General features: G+C 49.4%; 19 protein-coding genes. 12 read left to right on the forward strand and 7 right to left on the reverse strand.

Translation table 11 applies throughout. The features are described 5' to 3' along the window. Positions 1-74 precede the first annotated feature (74 nt). Together H6F68_RS03165 and H6F68_RS03170 are read right to left on the reverse strand one after the other, a co-directional pair. The gene (locus H6F68_RS03165) at positions 75-1,541 is read right to left on the reverse strand and encodes a glycosyltransferase family 2 protein (protein ID WP_190556388.1); all 1,467 of its coding nucleotides are present in this window, start codon (positions 1,539-1,541) and stop codon (positions 75-77) included. Next, positions 1,495-2,469 carry a radical SAM protein gene (locus tag H6F68_RS03170; protein WP_190431276.1) on the reverse strand — a complete coding sequence of 325 codons (975 nt, stop codon included), beginning with the start codon at positions 2,467-2,469 and terminating at the stop codon, positions 1,495-1,497. Before H6F68_RS03170 ends, H6F68_RS03165 begins: the two co-directional genes overlap by 47 nt. Positions 2,470-2,836: 367 nt before the next feature. On the opposite strand from H6F68_RS03170, the gene ebsA reads away from it, so the two are divergent. Both ebsA and H6F68_RS03180 read left to right on the forward strand, forming a co-directional pair. Continuing rightward, a complete protein-coding gene (gene ebsA, locus H6F68_RS03175) occupies positions 2,837-3,211 on the forward strand; it encodes a type IV pilus biogenesis protein EbsA (protein WP_190431275.1) in 375 nt (124 codons plus the stop codon). A gap of 86 nt (positions 3,212-3,297) precedes the next feature. Then, positions 3,298-4,389 (forward strand): DRTGG domain-containing protein, encoded by a 1,092-nt coding sequence (locus H6F68_RS03180; protein ID WP_190556390.1) that lies wholly within the window; start codon positions 3,298-3,300, stop codon positions 4,387-4,389. A gap of 7 nt (positions 4,390-4,396) precedes the next feature. Here H6F68_RS03180 and H6F68_RS03185 read toward each other — a convergent pair whose 3' ends face one another. Next, positions 4,397-5,857, reverse strand: coding sequence for a carotenoid oxygenase family protein (locus tag H6F68_RS03185; protein WP_190556392.1), 1,461 nt, complete (start codon positions 5,855-5,857; stop codon positions 4,397-4,399). A 132-nt stretch (positions 5,858-5,989) separates the two neighbouring features. Here H6F68_RS03185 and H6F68_RS03190 point away from each other — a divergent pair, with 132 nt between their 5' ends. From H6F68_RS03190 to H6F68_RS03205, 4 genes are all read left to right on the forward strand, one after another. Next, positions 5,990-6,520, forward strand: a complete 531-nt coding sequence (locus H6F68_RS03190; protein WP_190556394.1) for a PadR family transcriptional regulator — start codon at positions 5,990-5,992, stop codon at positions 6,518-6,520. Between the two features lie 83 nt (positions 6,521-6,603). Then, entirely contained in the window at positions 6,604-7,107 is a 504-nt protein-coding gene (locus H6F68_RS03195) for a DNA recombination-mediator protein A (protein ID WP_190431271.1), read from the forward strand. A 19-nt stretch (positions 7,108-7,126) separates the two neighbouring features. Beyond that, complete coding sequence (locus H6F68_RS03200; RefSeq protein WP_190556396.1) at positions 7,127-7,540, forward strand: MAPEG family protein; 414 nt, start codon at positions 7,127-7,129, stop codon at positions 7,538-7,540. Positions 7,541-7,575: 35 nt separating this feature from the next. Next, a complete protein-coding gene (locus tag H6F68_RS03205) occupies positions 7,576-8,067 on the forward strand; it encodes a YajQ family cyclic di-GMP-binding protein (RefSeq protein ID WP_190556398.1) in 492 nt (163 codons plus the stop codon). Positions 8,068-8,191: 124 nt separating this feature from the next. Here H6F68_RS03205 and H6F68_RS03210 read toward each other — a convergent pair whose 3' ends face one another. After that, the gene (locus H6F68_RS03210) at positions 8,192-9,049 is read right to left on the reverse strand and encodes a slipin family protein (RefSeq protein WP_190556400.1); all 858 of its coding nucleotides are present in this window, start codon (positions 9,047-9,049) and stop codon (positions 8,192-8,194) included. 126 nt (positions 9,050-9,175) lie between these two features. On the opposite strand from H6F68_RS03210, the gene H6F68_RS29730 reads away from it, so the two are divergent. Together H6F68_RS29730 and H6F68_RS28825 are read left to right on the forward strand one after the other, a co-directional pair. Beyond that, on the forward strand, positions 9,176-9,304 hold the full coding sequence (locus H6F68_RS29730; protein WP_399312666.1) for a VOC family protein: 129 nt from the start codon (positions 9,176-9,178) through the stop codon (positions 9,302-9,304). Beyond that, on the forward strand, positions 9,294-9,434 hold the full coding sequence (locus H6F68_RS28825; protein ID WP_242065308.1) for a hypothetical protein: 141 nt from the start codon (positions 9,294-9,296) through the stop codon (positions 9,432-9,434). The genes H6F68_RS29730 and H6F68_RS28825 overlap by 11 nt, the downstream gene beginning before the upstream one ends. Here the strand turns inward: H6F68_RS28825 and H6F68_RS03220 are convergent. Continuing rightward, positions 9,431-10,810 carry an EcsC family protein gene (locus H6F68_RS03220; RefSeq protein WP_199299862.1) on the reverse strand — a complete coding sequence of 460 codons (1,380 nt, stop codon included), beginning with the start codon at positions 10,808-10,810 and terminating at the stop codon, positions 9,431-9,433. The genes H6F68_RS28825 and H6F68_RS03220 overlap by 4 nt on opposite strands. Positions 10,811-11,040: 230 nt before the next feature. Continuing rightward, on the reverse strand, positions 11,041-11,859 hold the full coding sequence (locus H6F68_RS03225) for a hypothetical protein (protein WP_190556402.1): 819 nt from the start codon (positions 11,857-11,859) through the stop codon (positions 11,041-11,043). Between the two features lie 151 nt (positions 11,860-12,010). Here H6F68_RS03225 and H6F68_RS03230 point away from each other — a divergent pair, with 151 nt between their 5' ends. From H6F68_RS03230 to H6F68_RS03245, 4 genes are all read left to right on the forward strand, one after another. After that, positions 12,011-13,600, forward strand: coding sequence for a glycoside hydrolase family 57 protein (locus H6F68_RS03230; protein WP_190554413.1), 1,590 nt, complete (start codon positions 12,011-12,013; stop codon positions 13,598-13,600). 235 nt (positions 13,601-13,835) lie between these two features. Continuing rightward, positions 13,836-15,113 carry an ARC6/PARC6 family protein gene (locus H6F68_RS03235; RefSeq protein WP_190556404.1) on the forward strand — a complete coding sequence of 426 codons (1,278 nt, stop codon included), beginning with the start codon at positions 13,836-13,838 and terminating at the stop codon, positions 15,111-15,113. A 30-nt stretch (positions 15,114-15,143) separates the two neighbouring features. Next, positions 15,144-15,569 carry a surface-adhesin E family protein gene (locus H6F68_RS03240; RefSeq protein ID WP_190556406.1) on the forward strand — a complete coding sequence of 142 codons (426 nt, stop codon included), beginning with the start codon at positions 15,144-15,146 and terminating at the stop codon, positions 15,567-15,569. A gap of 378 nt (positions 15,570-15,947) precedes the next feature. Continuing rightward, the gene (locus H6F68_RS03245; protein WP_190556407.1) at positions 15,948-17,207 is read left to right on the forward strand and encodes an S-layer homology domain-containing protein; all 1,260 of its coding nucleotides are present in this window, start codon (positions 15,948-15,950) and stop codon (positions 17,205-17,207) included. Between the two features lie 160 nt (positions 17,208-17,367). Here H6F68_RS03245 and H6F68_RS28830 read toward each other — a convergent pair whose 3' ends face one another. After that, a complete protein-coding gene (locus tag H6F68_RS28830; protein WP_190556409.1) occupies positions 17,368-18,870 on the reverse strand; it encodes a GAF domain-containing sensor histidine kinase in 1,503 nt (500 codons plus the stop codon). Positions 18,871-19,023 lie beyond the last annotated feature (153 nt).

The raw sequence follows: 19,023 nt of genomic DNA on the forward strand, positions 1-19,023 counted from the left end.
CGGCTGGCTCAACACCAACCGTTTCCAGAAATTCTATTTACAGCGGTCTTAATCGCGATCGCCCTTTCGTCCGCTTAGGTTTGCTTTGGCAGATCCAACCAAACTTCATCTTCAGCGCCCTGATGGATGGTCTTGATCCATTTCAAGCGCTTCGGTCGCACTGAAATACGCGCCGTTGTGCTGGCTACAACCACCAACCAATGGAACATATAGACAGTTCCTTGCAAAGATTGCGACAGCCTCGTCCAGAAAGAAGTGTCTAAATCTGCCTGAGCCTCGACTGGAGTTGCCGCTAGTTTAGGTTGTTGGTAGCGGCGTAAACCAACAAACATGCCCATAAACGAGAGCATCAGCGTTAAGCTAGCCAGCGGGCTGAGGAGGGGAGAGCTATTGCGAGCGAGCGCCATCAGCAAATCAGGTACGGAAGCGGTCGGCAAAATGTACTGGATCAGCCAAAAAACGAATAAATCAAACGTCTTTCGAGGGCTAAGCCGACGATTGTGAGCCAGGAAACGCCAGTAATCTAAATACCGTTGATAACCTCCCTCTGCCCAACGATTGCGTTGATGCCAAAGGGCTACTGAGCGAGTCACCCCTTCTTCTTCAACCGCAGGCACCGCTAGAAAATCGATGTCCCACTGATCGAGGTGTAAGCGGAAAGTCAAGTCTAAATCATCCGTAATAGTTTCCTCATTCCAGCCGCCACAGCGCTCTAGAGCTGAGCGCCGAACAAACTGACCATTACCGCGCAGCTCACCAATTCCGCCAAGGGCAATACGTTGCTCTTGAAAAAAGGCATCCAGCGCCATTTCGATCGATTGCCCTTGGGTCAAGAAGTTAGTGCCAGCATTTGCGATCGCCTTTCGCACCTGCACCGCACCCACTTGAGGCCGTTGAAACAGAGGCAATACTCGCTGAAGCAAGTCCTGAGACACCTGAGCATCTGCATCAAAGACCGCCAAAATCTCCCCTTGAGTTAAGGGTAAAACTTGATTTAAAGCTCCTGATTTGCCACCACCTGCACCTGCCGCTCGGTGCAGAACCTTAAGCTGCGGGTACTCCCTGGCCAACTGATCAAGCAAAATTGGGGTGCGATCGGTGCTGCTGTCATCAATCACCCAAAGCTCGTAGCGATCGGCAGGATAATCCAGATTACACAGCGTCTTGACCAGCTTGCCAACCACTGCCTCTTCATTTTTGGCCGCAACCAGCAGAGAGACGTAAGGCCAATCTGCTTGATCCACTTCTGCCAAAGGTTCTGGAGTTGGTAAAGGTCGAGCCAGCATGATCCGCAGGGCGTGGATTCCCACAACCGTGGTTAAGCCAATCACCACCCAAATGCCCCAAGAAAATAAATGGAGGGCGATCGTACCACTCCAAATCATTGTGAGTGTAAAAGCAGCTTTGCGTCGCCGACCTCTAAAACCCTTATAAGAGGGAGTTTCTAAATCCTCTTCTACCTCCGATAAGTCAGTTAAAAGAGAGCCAAGGGACTCAAACTCGCTGAAGGAATCGTTTCCGGGCCAGGAATTCTCCCGCATAGGTTATTTGATTCAACCACCAATATTTATCTACACCCTTGAAGAAGCTGGGAATGAGATAGCACCAAACCGTACAGCCTTCACAGACAGATAGTTTGCCCTGCGACTGACGATATTCCTCTACCACCTCATTTTGGCGATAAAGTTCATACAGCCGTCCTTCAATCGGGACACCCGTTTGAGCAAAGTGATAGCAGGGTAGGAGCAATTTGTCGTCGGGTGAAATAGCGATCACAGCATCCACCGCTTTGCAGCGTGGATTTTTGGTGTCATTACCACCAGCCTCAATAAAAGCCAGGGCAGCCTTATTGTAACCAACATTGTTAAATTTCTTAGCAGCCGCTTCGATCGCGGCCACCATATCAGGCGTTGGGTTTTTCTTATCGTTGTAGTTGCTGTGAGCGGTGAAAGCAGGGTTGAGCCAAACGCGCGCCCCTAGCTGAAGACCCAGCTCACCCACTTCGCCAATACGCTCATAATTTTGAGCCGTCACTGTATGGTTAAGAACCGGGTGCTCTCCCAAGGAATGAGCGAGTTTAACCGATTCAACTAGGGTGTCAAAAATTCTCACGCCCCGCGACTGATCATGAGTCTCAGCGTCACCGCCATCCAGCGAGAAATTAAGAAAATCAACCAGACCTTGAATCTCTTTCGCCTTCTTGGGATAGAGAATCGTGTTCGTCGTCATGCTGGTCTGGAAGCCCTGCTGCTTTGCTTCCGTATAGATCTGCGCTACATCGGCTCGCAGCAGTGGTTCACCACCTGTAAAGTCTACATATTTAACTCCCAGCCGTCGTAGATCTTGTAGATTCTGCTTGATAGTCTCAAAGCTCGCTTCATGTGGCGGCTCCAATGCCCAGATGTCACAGAAGTGGCAGCGGGCGTTGCAGCGATAGGTCAAGTAGTAATTTGCAACCAGAGGTGCCATAACTTTAATTCTGAAGCAGGTGTTAAATATCAGAATAGGCAATCTGGCTCCAGATGCAGAAAAAAATTCAGCAGAGGCATCTGGAATCCGGGTCGTTTGCCTAACTCGAAACGTCTGGGTCGAAGTGCATGAGGTCAACTCAGAATACTACAGCAAAGCCATAATTAACTGCCAGCTCTGCCGTAATTAAGGAGCGTCTTAGTCGAGTTGCAGGCAAGCTCACCCAAGACCAAGTCGCTCAGGTGTTTAAATACTGAGAGGAATCGGGAATACTATCTACTGGCAGTCATCAACTTACCAAGAAAGTTTCTAGGTATCCTGCCTGTCACGGGGTTTGAATAAAGCCGAAATTAAGGAAAATTCGAGCATGTCCATCGAACAACTCCAGCCAGCTGCTAGCCGGGATGTCAACGTCTACATGCCCTACTATCAGGGCAACAAGCGAAATGTGCTGCCCCTTGCCATCAGCCTTTATCAGAAGGGAGCTTTGGAAGGACAGCGCAAAATTGAGGGCGGGGATGGGATTCCATTTATTGCTACTTGGAACGTATCCATGCTGCCCGCAGACTTAACTCGTTGCCGGATGCAGTTTGAAGGCAATGCGGAGCTGAGCTACGAATTAATGATGGCTAACTTTGAGTTTGTCGATTGCTTGATTGACTTGTTGATGACCTTCAAGCGCAGTCGCAATGCTGATTTCTCGCAAGCCTTCTACCGCAAGCTCTTGCGCTTAGAGGACTAAGTCAAATTCCGAGTCGAGCATTCTATCACCGTACAATAAAGGGGATAGCAAGCGAAGTTCAAAGCGGTTAATTCAGGAGTGAGGACGTGCCAAAGTCCCCGAAATATTTGTTAGTAGGATCAACGGAAGCTTACAGTGGTAAGTCAGCCATGATCTTGGGTGTGGCTTACCAGTTGAAAGAGCGAGGCCTAGACATTGCCTATGGTAAGCCTTTGGGCACCTGCTTAAGCGAATCTGGAACGGATGCGCTGGATGAAGATGTGCGGTTTTTCTCTCAAGTTCTAAATTTATCTGAAAATCGCTTGCAGCCAACGTTGCTCTCTTTGGATGAGCAGACGGTGCAAAATCGGATTCAAGGCTTGGACCACACCAATTACCGCCAGATCCTGACGCAATATTTGCAGATGCAGGGAGGAGACCTGGTGCTTTTAGAAGGACCAGGAACGCTGCAAGAGGGGAGTTTGTTTGATCTCTCGCTCCTCCAGGTAGCAGAAACGGTGGATGCGTCTGTGTTGTTGGTGGCGCGTTGTCACTCGTTGCTGCTGGTGGATGGGTTGCTGGCTGCCAAGCAGCAATTGGGCGATCGCTTGATTGGCGTGTTAATTAACGATATTCCCAAAGAGCAGTTAGAAACGGTGGACAAGGTGGTGCGGCCGTTTTTAGCGCAGCATGAAATTCCGGTGCTGGGGCTATTTCCCCGCAGTGATTTGCTGCGGAGTGTCAGTGTGCGCGAACTGGTTCATCAGCTCAATGCTGAAGTGCTCTGCCGAGGCGATCGCTTAGATCTGATGGTGGAAAGCCTGACGATCGGGGCGATGAATGTCAGTTCTGCTTTGAAATATTTCCAGAAAGCGCGGAATATGGCGGTGGTCACGGGAGGCGATCGCACAGATATTCAGCTTGCCGCCCTGGAAACCTCGACGCAGTGCCTAATTCTGACTGGGCATTTGCCGCCGACCCCTACCATTATTAGTCGGGCAGACGACCTAGAGATTCCCATTCTCTCTGTGGATCTCGATACGCTAACCACGGTAGAAATTATTGACCGTGCTTTTGGTCAGGTGCGCCTGCATGAGCCGATCAAGATGCAATACGTTCAGCAAATGGTAGCGGAGCATTTTGACATTGACCAGCTCATGGCAAAACTGAATCTAGAGCCAGCCGTCACCCGCCAGTAATCTAAACCTAGGCTGGTTTCCAGGTGCCGTGAAAGCCCAGGGGAATGATGCTGGGTAGTGCTAAGCGGCAAACCGGAGCATCATTCAGGCGATCTCTAGCAAAAATTTGGACTTCGCTGCGATCTGTTTTGCTATCAAACACCACTGTCAGAATCCAGCCTTGGTCAGGGTTCTCGCGATCAGGGGCATAAATGGGTTCTGCGGGATAGCAGCGATCGCCTAAATCTGCGGTCATTAGTTGCCCGGTTTGGTGATCAAAACGAGCGATCGCTCCAAACAGTTCTTGGCTGATATCCGTACCAGGACGATGAGTAGAAAGGTAGGTGAAGCGAGAGGCCTGCCCAACTTCTTGGGGATTCACCACAGGAAATTCGCAGCCGCGATCGAGCACTTCATTCATGGCGAGGATCTTGCCTGACTCAGGCTGGAGTTGGAGTTGCCATAAAGTGCCTTGAGCGAGCGTGTGGGTCTTTCCAGTTGCGACTTCCTGTAGATACTGATTTGTTTGGAAGTCTGCATAGCGAACTATATCTATGACAACTGCGCCATTGGCATCCACGTAGCCATTGCCAAAGTGCCACTGATACCAAGGATCTGCTTCGCCACGGCTCACTACAGCGAGAGTGTCCCGATCGACAACTAAAATTTGAGTGCCGAGTTCGGGCTTCCAGGTCAGGGCATCACTGTAGCTTTGCAGTTTTAGCAAGATGGGGAAAGGATTGAGCCGCACAGGGGGAATGCAGAACACCAGATATTGCCCTGCTAGGACAAAATCGTGAATTAAGGGAAAACCATCCAAGGCGATCGCGTTGTGCTGGCAAATTTGGCCTGTTTTGTCACTTCTGTAGACGTACAGCATGCCTGTTTTGCCATAACCCACGCCAAAGTTAAAAATCTCGCCAGTTTGCGGGTCGCGTTTGGGGTGAGCCGAATAGCGCTTTTCTCCACCCAGTTGGCCCAGACTTTCTATGCCCAACGTTTCTAGGGTTTGGAGATCTAGGGCGTGAGGCTGCCCTCCTTCCCACAGCGCTAAAAGTTTGTCCGACAGAGCCAGCACCGAGGTATTCGCGGCATTTTTTGTCCCTTTCGTCAGCCGATTCCATAGGGAGCCTGAAGGCATGGTGCCATAGCCGCCATAGAGCAAACGGCCTGCTTGGGCTTCTGTCTGGTAGTCTGCCGTTTGGACAAAGCGGTAGGCTCCAGTGGCACCACTATCGGTAAAATGCACGCCGAGAATTGCACCATCGCCATCAAACCAATGCTGGGCATCGTAGCCGCCTCGTTCTAACCGAGCAGGGCCATTGCGATAGAGCGAACCTCTTAATCCAGAAGGAATTGCGCCCGAAATTACGGTTAAGGGCGTGAGATGAAATTCTTTAACAGGTGGGGGGATAGCATTTGTACTGGTGGGGGGAATCGCCTTAGACCAGGCTGTTTGAGTTTGGGTGGGTTGAGCCGTACTAACCATAAAACAGTTACTCCGGGGTTGAAATGGCTGAAATTTGAGATTCAAGCTAGTCGAGATACATTGATATGCAATAAATTGAGTATGTCAACCAGTTTATATGCAATCTTTTGCATATGTCAATTATTAAGAACTATGTCTTTGGCTCACGCAATCTTAGTGCTTTTAACGGACTGTCCTCAAAGTGGCTATGACCTCGCAAAACAATTTGACGGCTCGGTGGGCTTTTTCTGGCAAGCCAGTCATCAGCAAATTTATCGGGAGTTAGGCAAGCTAGAGGCACAGCAATGGGTTGAGGTAGAAGCGATCGCTCAGGCTGGCCGACCAGATAAAAAGCTGTATCACGTCACCGAACTGGGTAAGCAGCAATTGATTAATTGGATGGGGCAAGCTAGTGACCCCAGCCCAACTAGAGAAGCCTTGTTAGTCAAAATGTTTTCAGGCAACTTAGTGCCCCGTGCCGTAATCTTGCAAGAACTAGAGCGACGTCGTGACTTACATGCCAAACAGTTAGCCTTCTATCGCAGCATTGAGGAGCAGCATTTTGCTAACCCTCAAGCGTTACCAATAGAAGCTCAGTTTCGCTACTTGACTCTCCGCAAAGGCATCGGCTATGAGGCAGATTGGCTAGCTTGGTGTGAGGAAGCAATGCAGCTACTCAGTTGAGTTATGTGCGACTTGAGCATACAGGCAGTTAAATCAAGGTTCTGTCTGGTAAAATAGCGAGGTTGTTCAGCCTGAGACTGGCTTTGAGTCAATCGATAGATCTGCCTAAAGTAGACGATTTCTTACAAGAGCTGGCGACCATTCAGCAAACAGGGTCTAAACGCATCGCCTTGCTGGGGTCACGTCACGTTCCAATTACTCATCAACACTTAATTGAAATGATGAGTTATGCCTTGGTGCTATCCGGTAATCGTCTCATTACCTCCGGGGCAACAGGAACCAATTCCGCAGCCATTCGGGGTGCCATGCGGGCTGACCCAAACTTGCTGACGGTAATTCTGCCTCAAAGTTTGGAGCGCCAACCCCGCGAATCTCGCGAACAATTGGCCCAGGTGATGCACCTGGTAGAGAACCCAGAGAATGACAGTTTAACTTTGGCTGAAGCAAGTGCGCTGTGCAACCTAGAGATTGTTTCTCGCTGCCAGCAGCTCATTTGTTTTGCCTTCCATGACAGTCAGACGTTACTCAAAACCTGTCAAGACGCTGAAGAGCAGCGCCGAATTATTACCCTGTTTTACTTTGACTAACTCTTTGTTGAGGTAAACAATGTCTCTGCCATTGCCAGTTGCAGCAGTTTTGCTTTACAGCATTGCTGGGGCTGCATTGCTTATCTATATTCCCTTTCTGGTTGTCGCCTATGGTCGGCTACAGGTTGGGTATGACTCCAGAGCGCCACGAGCGGTTTTTGAGAAGTTACCTCCTTACGCTCAGAGAGCAACTTGGGCACACCAAAACTCATTTGAATCGTTTATGTTGTTTGCGGCAGCAGCGTTGATGGCTTATGTGACGCAGCAAGATTCTATTTGGGTAGCGGGAGCGGCGATCGCGTATTTGGTAGCACGGTTGCTGTTTTCGCTTTTTTACATTCTGGATATTCCGCTGGGGCGATCGCTGATGTTTGGCATCGGTACTCTGTGTATTGCCACATTGATGGGTACGAGCTTGACTTCCCTGTATTAATCTAAATTTGAACGTTTAATATTCTTTGTGGTTATATGGCTGCTACTTCTTCATTTGATGTTGTGAGTGATTTCGATCGTCAAGAGTTGGTGAATGCGATCGATCAAACAATTCGTGAGATCAAAAGCCGCTTTGACCTAAAAGACACCAAGACGACGGTCGAGCTTGGTGAAGATGTCATTACAATTAATACAGATAGCGAGTTTACGCTGGATGCAGTTCATACGCTGCTACAAACGAAATCTGCAAAGCGTAATCTGTCGCTCAAAATCTTTGACTATGGCACCGTGGAGCCGGCGAGTGGCAACCGAGTTAGGCAGGAAATTAAGTTAAAGAAAGGAATCAGCAAAGAGATTGCAAAACAAATTTCTTTGCTGATTCGTGATGAGTTTAAGAAGGTGCAGGCATCGATTCAAGGGGATGCGGTGCGGGTGTCTGCAAAGGATAAGGATGATTTGCAGGCGGTGATTCAACGGCTAAAGCAGGAGGATTTGCCTGTGGCTTTGCAGTTTAATAATTATCGCTAGAATCAAATGCCTTGGGGGCGCTTGCCCCCAAACCCCCGCTGAGGGACGCAACCGTCCCTTAGGCTCCCTCCAAAAGGGTATGAATGGTTTGCTTACGGGCAGGGGGTAGAAGGTACAAGAGTTTTTAGGTGGAGCGATCGCTTTCTGAAGCATCTTGTAGGGGACGTTCTATTGGAGCGACAAAGGGAATAGCAGTGCCTTGGTAGGGGGTTGGTTCGGGCGTAGATCCGTTTGCGCCACCTTCGGCCCAACGCTTAGCGACTGCTACAAAGTCCGATGGCATCATGATGATGGTGGTGGTGTTATTCTCGGCCCCGATTTCTGTCAGCATTTGCAAGCGTCGCAGTTCTAGGGCAGATGGATTTTCGGTAATGTTTTTGGAGGCTTCGGCTAATTTAACGGAAGCTTCTTGTTCTGCGGCTGCTTTGATGATTCGCGCCCGTTTTTCTCGAATGGCTTCGGCTTCTTTGGCCATTGCTCGTTGCATATTGGGCGGAATTTCTACGTCTTTCATTTCTACCCGCTCGATTACTACGCCCCAAGGTTCAGTGATTTCATCCACGATTTCTTGAACTTTGAAGTTAATTTTGTCGCGGTTTTGTAGCACATCATCTAAAATGTTTTGTCCTACAACATTACGTAAAGTTGTGAGGGCAATTTGATAAACTGCCATCTCATAGTTTTCAACTTTATTGATGGCTTTAGCAGGATCGATAATTCGATAATACAAAACTGCATTGACTTTGATAGTGACACTATCAGCAGTGACAGTTTCTTGGGGTTCAATATTAACGGTTTTGGTCCGGATATCTAACTGAGATTTTTGGTCAACCCAAGGAATAATCCAATACATTCCTGGGCCTTTAACTCCCCTGATTCGGCCTAGGCGGAAAATTACCCCACGCTGGTATTCCCGGTCCATTTTCAGGCCCGAAGTGGTTAAGAAGAAAATAATACCTAAAACTAATAAGGTTTGTCCCATGATGGACTAATCCAAAGTTGGACACCTTTATTCTAAGCTGGCCTACTGAGAGACAATCCCGAGAAATTGCTTAAGGGTTGATATTGATTTTTGTTATGAAACGACTAAAGTAAGTGAGGTATTCCAATGCACATAAATGAAATTTCTTATGTGGCAATTATTTGTTCTGACTATGCAAGATTAAAGAAGTTTTATGTAGAGATTTTAGAGTTTCCAATTATCAAAGAAACGTTTCGGGCGGAGCGTGATTCTTAATAAGTTGGATTTGCGGGTCGGCGATCGCGACCAAATCGAGCTATTTTCGTTTCCTAAACCGCTGACCAGGAAACGGTTTACCTTTTTTCAAGACCCGGATGGCTTACCGCTTGAACTATATGAGCACTAACCAGCGTCCTCTTGAGAGGCTCCATGATCCGAGGATTCAATCTCAAATTTTTCGGCAATACTTTCCAAAATCTTAGCTTCTTGGGGTGTGACCTTGCCATTCTGACAGGCAATTTTTCGGCTCTGGGTTAATAGAGGTACGGCAAAATCGGGATTGAGTTGATTGAGCAGAAGATATAGAGGTTGGGGATTTTGCAAATTTTCGGCAATGGTCTTCAAAGATGAAGGATGCAAATTGAGCGTTTTCAGGGTCGGTAGAATCTCGTCCCAAGAGCGTTTGTCGGTCCCGGCTAAAATCATATGCACCAAAACTTGATCCATAATCGCTTGCTGAGCGATCGCCACTTGCAAATACTCTTGGCTCGCTTGCTGCACTTCAGAGAGTTTGGCGTCTGAGACATCTTCGTTGAGTTGGGCTTCGTAAAAGCGGCAAGCTGCGTAACCCAATGAGTACAGCATGGCGGCATTTGCACTCGCACCTACCAAGGCTCCGGCGATCGGCGTATTTCGCAGTAATCCTAGCCCCAGCTTGAGCGCACGGCCCCCACCCAAAGCCACCCCGAAAATAGCTAGAATCTCGCCTTTACGAGCTGGGTCACGCAGGTCTAAGCCATAAGCTGTGGCAATTTGGTAGACCATCTCGGCCTGCAAAGCCATGTTGGCTGCTAAGTCTACTGTCAGGAGCGCTGTGGCGACGCCCGGAATCATGCTGGTTGCCAGACCCACGCCCCCTGCATACACCGCTTTCTGCATCATGAGCGTATGGGCAATTTGGCTAGGGCTATGGTCGGGGTGCTGACGTCGCAAGTCCTGAACAGCAGTCTCAGCTTTCGCTAAATCAACCTGATTGGTAGCATCCAGCAACCAACCCCAATTAAGGCGAGTACCAACTTTGCGTAAAACTGGGTTATTGCCGACGAAGGCTGCGGCTTCTCCTGCCCCTTGAGTTGCCTGAGTCAAGAGTTGCTGAGTTTGCTTAGCTGTGATTTCCCCCAGTTCGACGGCAGCTTTACCCGCTTGAAGGCCAGCTTTTAAAGTCGTCTGGGCGATCGCACCTCCCACTCCTGTAGCTGTGTTTCGAGCTGCCTTCCCAACTTGATTGGCCCGATTACTGACCGTATCACTCAAATTGTGCAGATTGTGAGTTACGGCTGACCACAGCGAGGCGTGTTGTTTGGCAGGCAGCTCTGTGATTTCATCTTTTGCCTCTATCGGTGCATCCATCGGTCCATCTATCGGTAGCTGTGCCTCTGCGATCGCTTCTGGAGTATCTAGGGTAGATACAACGTCCGGAACAGCGGCTGCACTCTGACCAGTCACATTTGTGGGAGGCGTATTGAGGGGAGGAGTGGAAGAATTGACGGCATGATCAGTCATGATCAAGGGTGCTCCAGACGACTAAGTAGGCAAAACTGAGCATCGCTCTCACGACTGCTAGCTATATCGGCGACTCTCACAAATCTATTAAAGGCTGACCCAGACTACTTCTTCATCTCCTCTGAGTCAGAAAAAGTACGGATTTCCTATCACTTTTGATACTCTAACTTTTGCAGTCGAATCTATTAATTTAGACAGATCTATATCCGCTCTATTCAGAATTTATTGGTTTACTGGTCCAATACTACTTGCGGTACTTGGGTAGCTTTAGCAGCATCTAATACACGACTGTCTAGTTTTTGAGCAACTTGATCTACTGAAATCACGGGTTTATCGCCGTCAAGATACATAATCCAGAGAAACGCGCCGACTTGGTTTCGCCGGAAGACGACTAACTCGATTCGCATTGGAATAGTTTGAATGTTACTCGTAAAGCCGAAGCCTGCGATCGCATTACCAATACCATCTAAGTTCTTCAAAGCGCCTTTGTTGGAAATTTTAATACCAGCTGCACCCTGTTGAAATCCTTGGGCAAATTGCTCTAGAAAACCAGCTTGGCGTAGTTCTGAGTCAAAAGCAGCTTGTGCTTCTGGTGTCGATAGGGGGGTGGTGAAGCCGATGATGTATTCGAAATGTTCGGCTTCTTGGAACGCAAACAAGCTTTCAGTTTCATACCCGCCTGCCGACAAGCTTTGGCTCAGTTCTGTCAGCTCTGGTCCTGAAAGCGGCTGAAACCCAGGTGGCAAGTCTTGCAACATCAGGGTTGGTTTAGTTAGTTTGCTGTTTTGAGCTTGATCGCTCACAGCGCCATCAGCAACTAAGAGCGATCGCGGCTGAGTTTGGGCTGGCAGTGGCGTCTGCACTGGAGCTAGAAAAGCTTTGGAACTTTCAGCTTGAGCTGTTTGACTTGCCCACAGACTGCTCGTGACCACCCAAACAACAAAGAGAACAGACTTTTGCATATAAGAGAAACTTTCCGGCATTACAACAGGTGGGTGAACAATAAAAAACAGCGATCGCGCTGAGTTGCTAGACTGAGCCACTGCCATCAACCGCTAAGTTGCTTCTCAAGATACTTTTCTAGGTGTAGACAGCACAGCCTTTCCCGGTAATTTACTTGTTGTTGTAATTTCGCTTTACAATCTTTGCATCCTGTAAGTCCGAATTCCGAATCAAACAACGGTCTATCCTAGAATTTCTATGAGCATCGGATATCTTGCCCTCGTCCTGCACGCGCACCTACCTTTTGTCAGACACCCTGAAAGTGACTACGTTCTGGAAGAAGAGTGGTTGTATGAAGCAATTATTGAAACTTACGTGCCCTTGTTGCGGGTATTCGAAGGCTTAAAACGGGATGGGGTTGACTTCAAAATCACGATGAGTATGACGCCGCCCCTGGTGTCTATGCTGCGTGACCCACTATTACAGGAACGCTTTGATCACCATCTCGCTCAACTAGAAGAGTTATTAGAGAAGGAAATTGATCACAACGAGCACAACGGGCATATTCGCTACCTCGCTGAATACTACGCCAAAGAATTTAAGGAAGTTCGGCAAACCTGGGAGCACTACGATCGCGATTTAGTTAAAGGATTTAAACAGTTTCTAGATAGCAATAACTTAGAAATTATTACCTGCGGGGCAACTCACGGCTACTTCCCGCTCATGAAGATGTATCCGCAAGCCGTGTGGGCCCAAATTAAAGTCGCTTGCGAGCATTACGAAGAAAACTTCGGTCAACCGCCCAAAGGCATCTGGCTCCCAGAATGTGCTTACTACGAAGGAGTAGAGCGGATGCTGGCCGACGCAGGGCTGCGCTACTTCCTCACCGATGGCCACGGTATACTCTACGCTCGTCCTCGGCCTCGGTTTGGTACTTATGCCCCCATCTTTACTGAAACTGGGGTCGCTGCTTTTGGACGGGACCACGAGTCTTCGCAGCAGGTATGGTCCTCAGAAGTGGGCTATCCTGGTGCACCCGAATACCGCGAGTTCTACAAAGATTTGGGTTGGGAAGCCGATTACGACTACATCAAGCCCTATATCATGCCCAACGGTCAGCGCAAGAATGTAGGCATTAAGTACCACAAGATTACCGGGCGGGGTCTCGGCCTAGGTGATAAAGCCCTGTATGACCCCTATTGGGCGAAGGAAAAAGCGGCAGACCACGCCAGCAACTTTATGTTCAACCGTCAGCGTCAGGTGGAGCACTTGCATGGCATTATGCAGCGACCGCCAATCATTGTGTCCCCCTATGATGCTGAACTCTTTGGGCATTGGTGGTACGAAGGCCCCTGGTTTATCGATTACCTGTTCCGCAAGTCTTGGTACGACCAGCAAACCTACCAGATGACCCACTTAGCCGACTACCTGCGCCTAAACCCAACTCAGCAGGTTTGTAAGCCTTCGCAGTCAAGCTGGGGCTACAAAGGCTTCCACGAATACTGGCTCAATGAAACCAATGCTTGGATCTACCCGCATTTGCACAAAGCGGCGGAGCGGATGATTGAATTGGGCAAACGAGAGCCTGCCGATGAACTAGAGTGGCGTGCCCTCAACCAAGCCGCTCGCGAACTGCTGCTGGCTCAATCTTCTGACTGGGCCTTCATTATGCGGACTGGGACAATGGTGCCCTATGCGGTCCGCCGGACGCGATCGCACCTGATGCGCTTTAACAAACTCTACGACGACCTAAACCAGGGCAAAGTTGATTCAGGCTGGCTAGAAAAAGTTGAGGAGATTGACAACATCTTCCCCAGCATCAACTACCGCGCCTATCGACCGCTTTAATCAACTCGTGTAATGGCCCGAATGGATTTATCTATATCTTAATAGGGGTGGATTGAGCCATAGACCTCCAGAGTTCCAGGAGATCTGGGCATCAAATCCACCCTTTTTTTAGGATGGTACTCACCTGGAACTTACTAATCTCCCTCAGGGTCTGTCTGATGAGGGAAAGACAAATTTGTATAATTGCTTTAACTTCTACTATTGCGAGTTGCTTAGAGTTGGTACGAGGCAAGCTATGAAGTTATTTCTGGGTGGACTGATTGTCAGTTTGGGACTGTGGACTTTGCCAGCGCAAGCGCAAGTCTCTAGCGCTCAGGTAAACGCACTCGTAGAAGCAATTCGACAAGCCGCTCCGCAAACCGGGACCTCTCAGGATGGTTTGTACAGTGATTGGCAAGTGCAGCCGGGAAATATCCCTCGTTGGGCAAAATTTTGTACGGGTCGAGAAGTGACTCCAGAACAATTTGGCGCTAACGCTAATACGGCGCGGACTATCATCACCTGCATTATCAAAGATGCCCTACAAGATGAGTATTCTGCGAGTGGCAATAGTGAAGCGATCGCAGTGCAACGAGTCGCCGCTTGGTGGATGACGGGCGATTCAACCCGCTACACCAACGCCGCCACCAGTCCTTATACCAACAAAGTGCTTGGTCTTTATCAGAAACTGAAGTCACCCAACTCCGCCTCTAGACCTGCGGCTTCTTCCAGGAACGCGGCTTCTACCTCCTCTACTTCCGCCTCCGCTACGCCTGCTAATACGGCTTCCCCTGCTTCGCAAAACGAATATGAGCGCTACATGCAGGCTGGCTATGCCGCAACCAAAAAGGGAGACTACCCTTCAGCGCTGTTGAACTTTAAGCGAGCTGTAGATGAGCGCCCGAATGATACTTATGCTCAAAAGGCAGTTCAAAACGTGGAGGGATATCTAACACGGAGCCGTTCTGGCTCAGCCCCTACCAACCAAAACTCTGCTCAGCCACCAGCCACCCAACCTGCGAGGAACCAAAATGGCTCCTCCCCGAAAACCTCAGGAGTGGTAGTGCCCACTCAGACAGGCGCAGCCAATAACGCAGCTCTCTCACAGAATCAAGCGGTGGGGCTGATTACGGAATGGCTGGCAGCCAAGTCACGCATTTTCGCTCCCCCTTTCGATCGGCAACCTGTGCAGCAGTTCACCACGGGAGAACTGTATGGTTCCTTGGTTAGGGACGATGGCGCGATCGCCTGGCTCAAAGACAACCAAGCTTACTACCGCTTTGGCGTGCAAAAAGTAGAGTCGGTCGAGCGATTTGTGGCTGATCAAAACAAAGCTACGGTAGAGCTAAAAATCACTGAAGACCGCACCCTATACCGTGACGGCAAAGTTGATCCGAGCCAAACCGATTTTCAAACCAGATTGGTTCGCTATAGCTTGGAATCAATCGATGGAGCCTGGAAAATTGCCGATTATAAAACCGTGGATGGTTCAGTTTTAGAACGTGCGGTTGGCACCAACGCCCAGGACAATTAAACATAGCCGTTCCTGAAAGACTCAATGCTTATGCGACATTTGCTCAAATTAGCTGTGACTGCCGCTCTACTGGCTCACGCTCCCACAGCCTTAGCCGAAAAATGGGTCCAAGTCACCGTCAACTCAGTGGGCGATCGCTTTCTAGTCGATGCCAGTTCCATTGAGAATCGCAGCGGTAGCGTGTGGTATTGGGAGTACCGCGACTTCAAGCAGCCTAATAACGTGTTTCTAGATTCCCCAGTCAACCAACCTGTTTACGGCGCTGTAATTTACCGTTCTGTAGACTGTAAGGCAGGCACTACTCGGCTGCGACGGCTCACTGCATATGATAAGAGCCGCAAAGTGCTCCAGAAGTTTGACTATAGCGATCGCGGTAGACTCGCAAACCCTGCCATAGGCAGTAGTGCCAAAGCAGTTATTAATTACGTTTGCGCCAACGCGCCCCAAGCAGGGTAAGCACAAGATTTTATAGACGGATGGCGATCGCTGTCCTATCAATGGGTCCTAATCAATGGGGGTTGAACTTGCTTCAGCTCCCATTTTCGCTTTGGTGCCCGAATTTGGGTCAGAGCACTTGTATCCCTTTTACTAGCAACCCTAAAATTGGCCGCTTAAATTCTCCGTATTGAAGAAACTAATTGAGTTCTCCATACGTCCATAAGCTAAGAATGTCAAATGTCAACTTAGGCCAGAAATTGCGGAATTCCAGGTAATTTGTCAGCGAAATCACTGGATTTCTAACCCTAGATAGTTTTAGGAACAAATTACCTCCTATAAGGTCTAGTTGATTAAGATAACGGATTTGCTTCTTGTTTTTTGGAGAACGCCCTCAATATGTCTAGCTTCAACCGTTGGCAGTCTGGAACCGCTGCATTTTTAGCCCTGAGCACCATTGCCGGAGCATCTGCCCCAATGGTTATGATGATGCCTGCTCAAGCACAAACCACTAGCTTTTCTGACGTTTCTTCTAGCTATTGGGCCGCTAGTTTTATTCGTGAACTCTCTGAGCGAGATGTCATCGCTGGATTCCCTGATGGCACCTTCCGTCCCGACGAGCCTGTAACTCGCGCTCAGTTCGCAGCCATGATCCGCAAAGCCTTTAGTCGGTCTCAAGAGCGGTCTGCTGTAAACTTTGTGGACGTGTCTCAGAGCTATTGGGCATATAGCGCGATTCAGGAAGCCTATACAACTGGCTTCTTAGCTGGCTATCCTGGTAACGTCTTCCGACCCAACCAAAATATTCCTCGTGTTCAAGTTCTGGTTTCCTTGGCAAACGGCTTAGACTACTCCGTTAGCACTGAAGTAGAAACCGTCTTGCAACAGTACTACACTGATGCAGCTGAAGTTCCCAGCTACGCTCGGAGCAGCGTCGCGGCGGCCACAGACAAGCAGATTGTGGTTAACTACCCCAACATCAGACTGCTGAATCCTAACGAAGTCGCGACTAGAGCTGAAGTTGCAGCTTTTATTTACCAAGCTTTGGTTAGCTCTGGACAAGCAACGGCCATTACCTCTCCCTATGTTGTAGGCCAGCGTCCCCCTGTCCAAACGCCAACTCAAGTCAGAATTCCTTCTGGCACCACCATTCCGGTGAAATATGGCGAAGCTGAGAGAATTTTGGTCACACCCGATGAAACCGCGCCTTTGACTCTCACAGTCGCTCAAAACATCACCACTTCTCAAGGGACCGTACTCATTCCATCGGGAAGCCAAGTAGTCGGTGAGTTGCGCCCCGCTGAAGGTGGGTCTCAGTTTGTTGCCCGAGAACTCGTCTTGGCCAGTGGTCAGCGAATTCAACTGAATGCTAGATCTGAAGTAATCACCACGACCGAAGAGGTGCGTAAGGGCGCTAGCGCGGGCACCATCGTCAAGGATGCTGCTTTGGGTGCTGCTGCTGCCGCAGCGGTGGCTGCTGTGACTGGAGACCGAGCGATCGCCACTGAAGAAGTACTGGGTGGTGCTGGCATCGGTGGTCTAATCGGGCTCTTCCTAGGCCGCGATCGCGTTACCTTGATTCGAGTTGATCCCAACCAAGACCTGAATCTAACGCTGAACTCTGATTTGGTTCTCCCCACAGGTTCTACCAATCAGTAAGCTCAATTAGCGTCATAAGCGCCATAGTTAAACTGCAAACATTTCAGTTTGACTTAAGCACTCCAATTTAGATACGCAACTTTCCACTCAACCAAACAGCGATCGTGACCTTCGTAGTTGCGATCGTTTTTGTTTAGCAGATTTTTGTTTAGCAGCTTTTTTAGGCGGCTTTGGCCGTGGAAGCGAGCGGTAACCAAACGACAAAAGCGGTTCCTGGTCCCACCGTCAGGGGGAGAGGTCGCACAAAATGCACAACGCCGCTTTGCTGCGCGGGGCTAAACACTTGAATTTCGCCTTGCATTTGCTGCACCAAATCATGAGCGATCGCTAAGCCCAAGCCAGTCCCCGGAATCTCAGTCTGAGCTTGTACTCCTCGATAGTGCCGCTCAAACAAATGCGCCAGATCTTGAGGAGGAATCCCTGGTCCTGTATCCCAGATAGCGATGCCTAACCACTCAGCATGGCTGCGGGGTAGGGGCACAGACCAGCCTGTACTGACTTCCACATAGACTTGCCCTTGCGCGGGTGTATATTTCAGGGCATTGTCCAACAGGTTGCTTAATACTTCTCGGAGCGCCTTGGCATTGGCTTTCACCCAAGGCAAGTCAGATGGAATATGGGTATACAGCGCTAGCTCTCGTTCTTGGGCGATCGCGCTCGCCGAAGCAATCAGAGGCTCTAGGATACTAGCGAGCGCGCAAGGCTCTAGCTTGAGATTGGCACCTGTCAGAAATCCAGCCGCGGGCAGTAAAGGCACAGAAGGCACAGATCGAATACTACTCGCCCGATTGACACTTGACTCAGAGCGGTCAATGGCAAAGTCAACCGACGACTCAAACTGCGAACTGGCAGGCACAGCGCTATTGGGTGGTGTAGAACTATCTGTCTGAGCAGGAGCGAGTGTTAAAGGCGTTGAATCAGCTCTACCCAAATCAATGGCTTGATCGAACTGTTGTAACAACTCCTGTAAGCGATCGCTCTCCCGCACAATACTACTGGCCACATCCCGGTTTGGGTCTCCGGTGCCAAGGCGTCGCAGCAAGAGCTTGCCAAAGGTTCGCATCGCCGTTAAGGGATTGCGAAACTGATGTAACAAGGTGTCGAACAGGTTATATTGCTGAGCCTGGAGCCGCCGCTGTTGATGCTGTTCCCGTTCTAGCCATTGACTGCGTTGGTCTAAGACACAGCCCAACGCTAAGGTATGAGCTACTTGTTCAATTTGCGATCGCTCTTGTTCACTCCAAGCGCGATCGTCTCGCTCAGTTACAAGCAGTCCCATCACCATACCCTCATGCATTAAAGGCAGTACAACTTGGCGTTGATGCTGTAAAGCCTCGTTATGAAATTGCTCTGGATTGGGGCCAACTTCATCCTCTGCCAAGAACGGTGGGCTCAAAGCAGACTGAGTAGACGTAGGAGGGCTAGTATCTGCCGCTAGCAAGCGCGGCAGTGTTGCTTCTGCGGCAGGCAATAAAAAGTGCTCATCATCCCAAGCAGCAGCGCTCTCAGGATAAGCCACAACTGGAATTAGCTTGGCCTCCGTGCCATCCGCCATTTCTTCGGTCAGGTAAACCACGCTGAGAGAGGCTCCTAACCCCTGGGTCAACAGTTCTACCTGAGCGCGACAAAGCGCCACAAATTCTGAGCTAGTAGGTATCAGCATGCAGACAGCCGCAGATGGTTACCTCAAAACAAACCCTTCTACATTTCCTGAACTAACGCTCCGCTGTTGAGCATGTTTTGTCACCATATACATCTATCTATCGGCTCTTTATGAGTTTCTAGTCTAGTTTTGTGTTTTTAATATAAAGAATTT

The sequence above is a fragment of the Trichocoleus sp. FACHB-262 genome (assembly GCF_014696035.1).
Lineage (GTDB): Bacteria > Cyanobacteriota > Cyanobacteriia > FACHB-46 > FACHB-46 > Trichocoleus.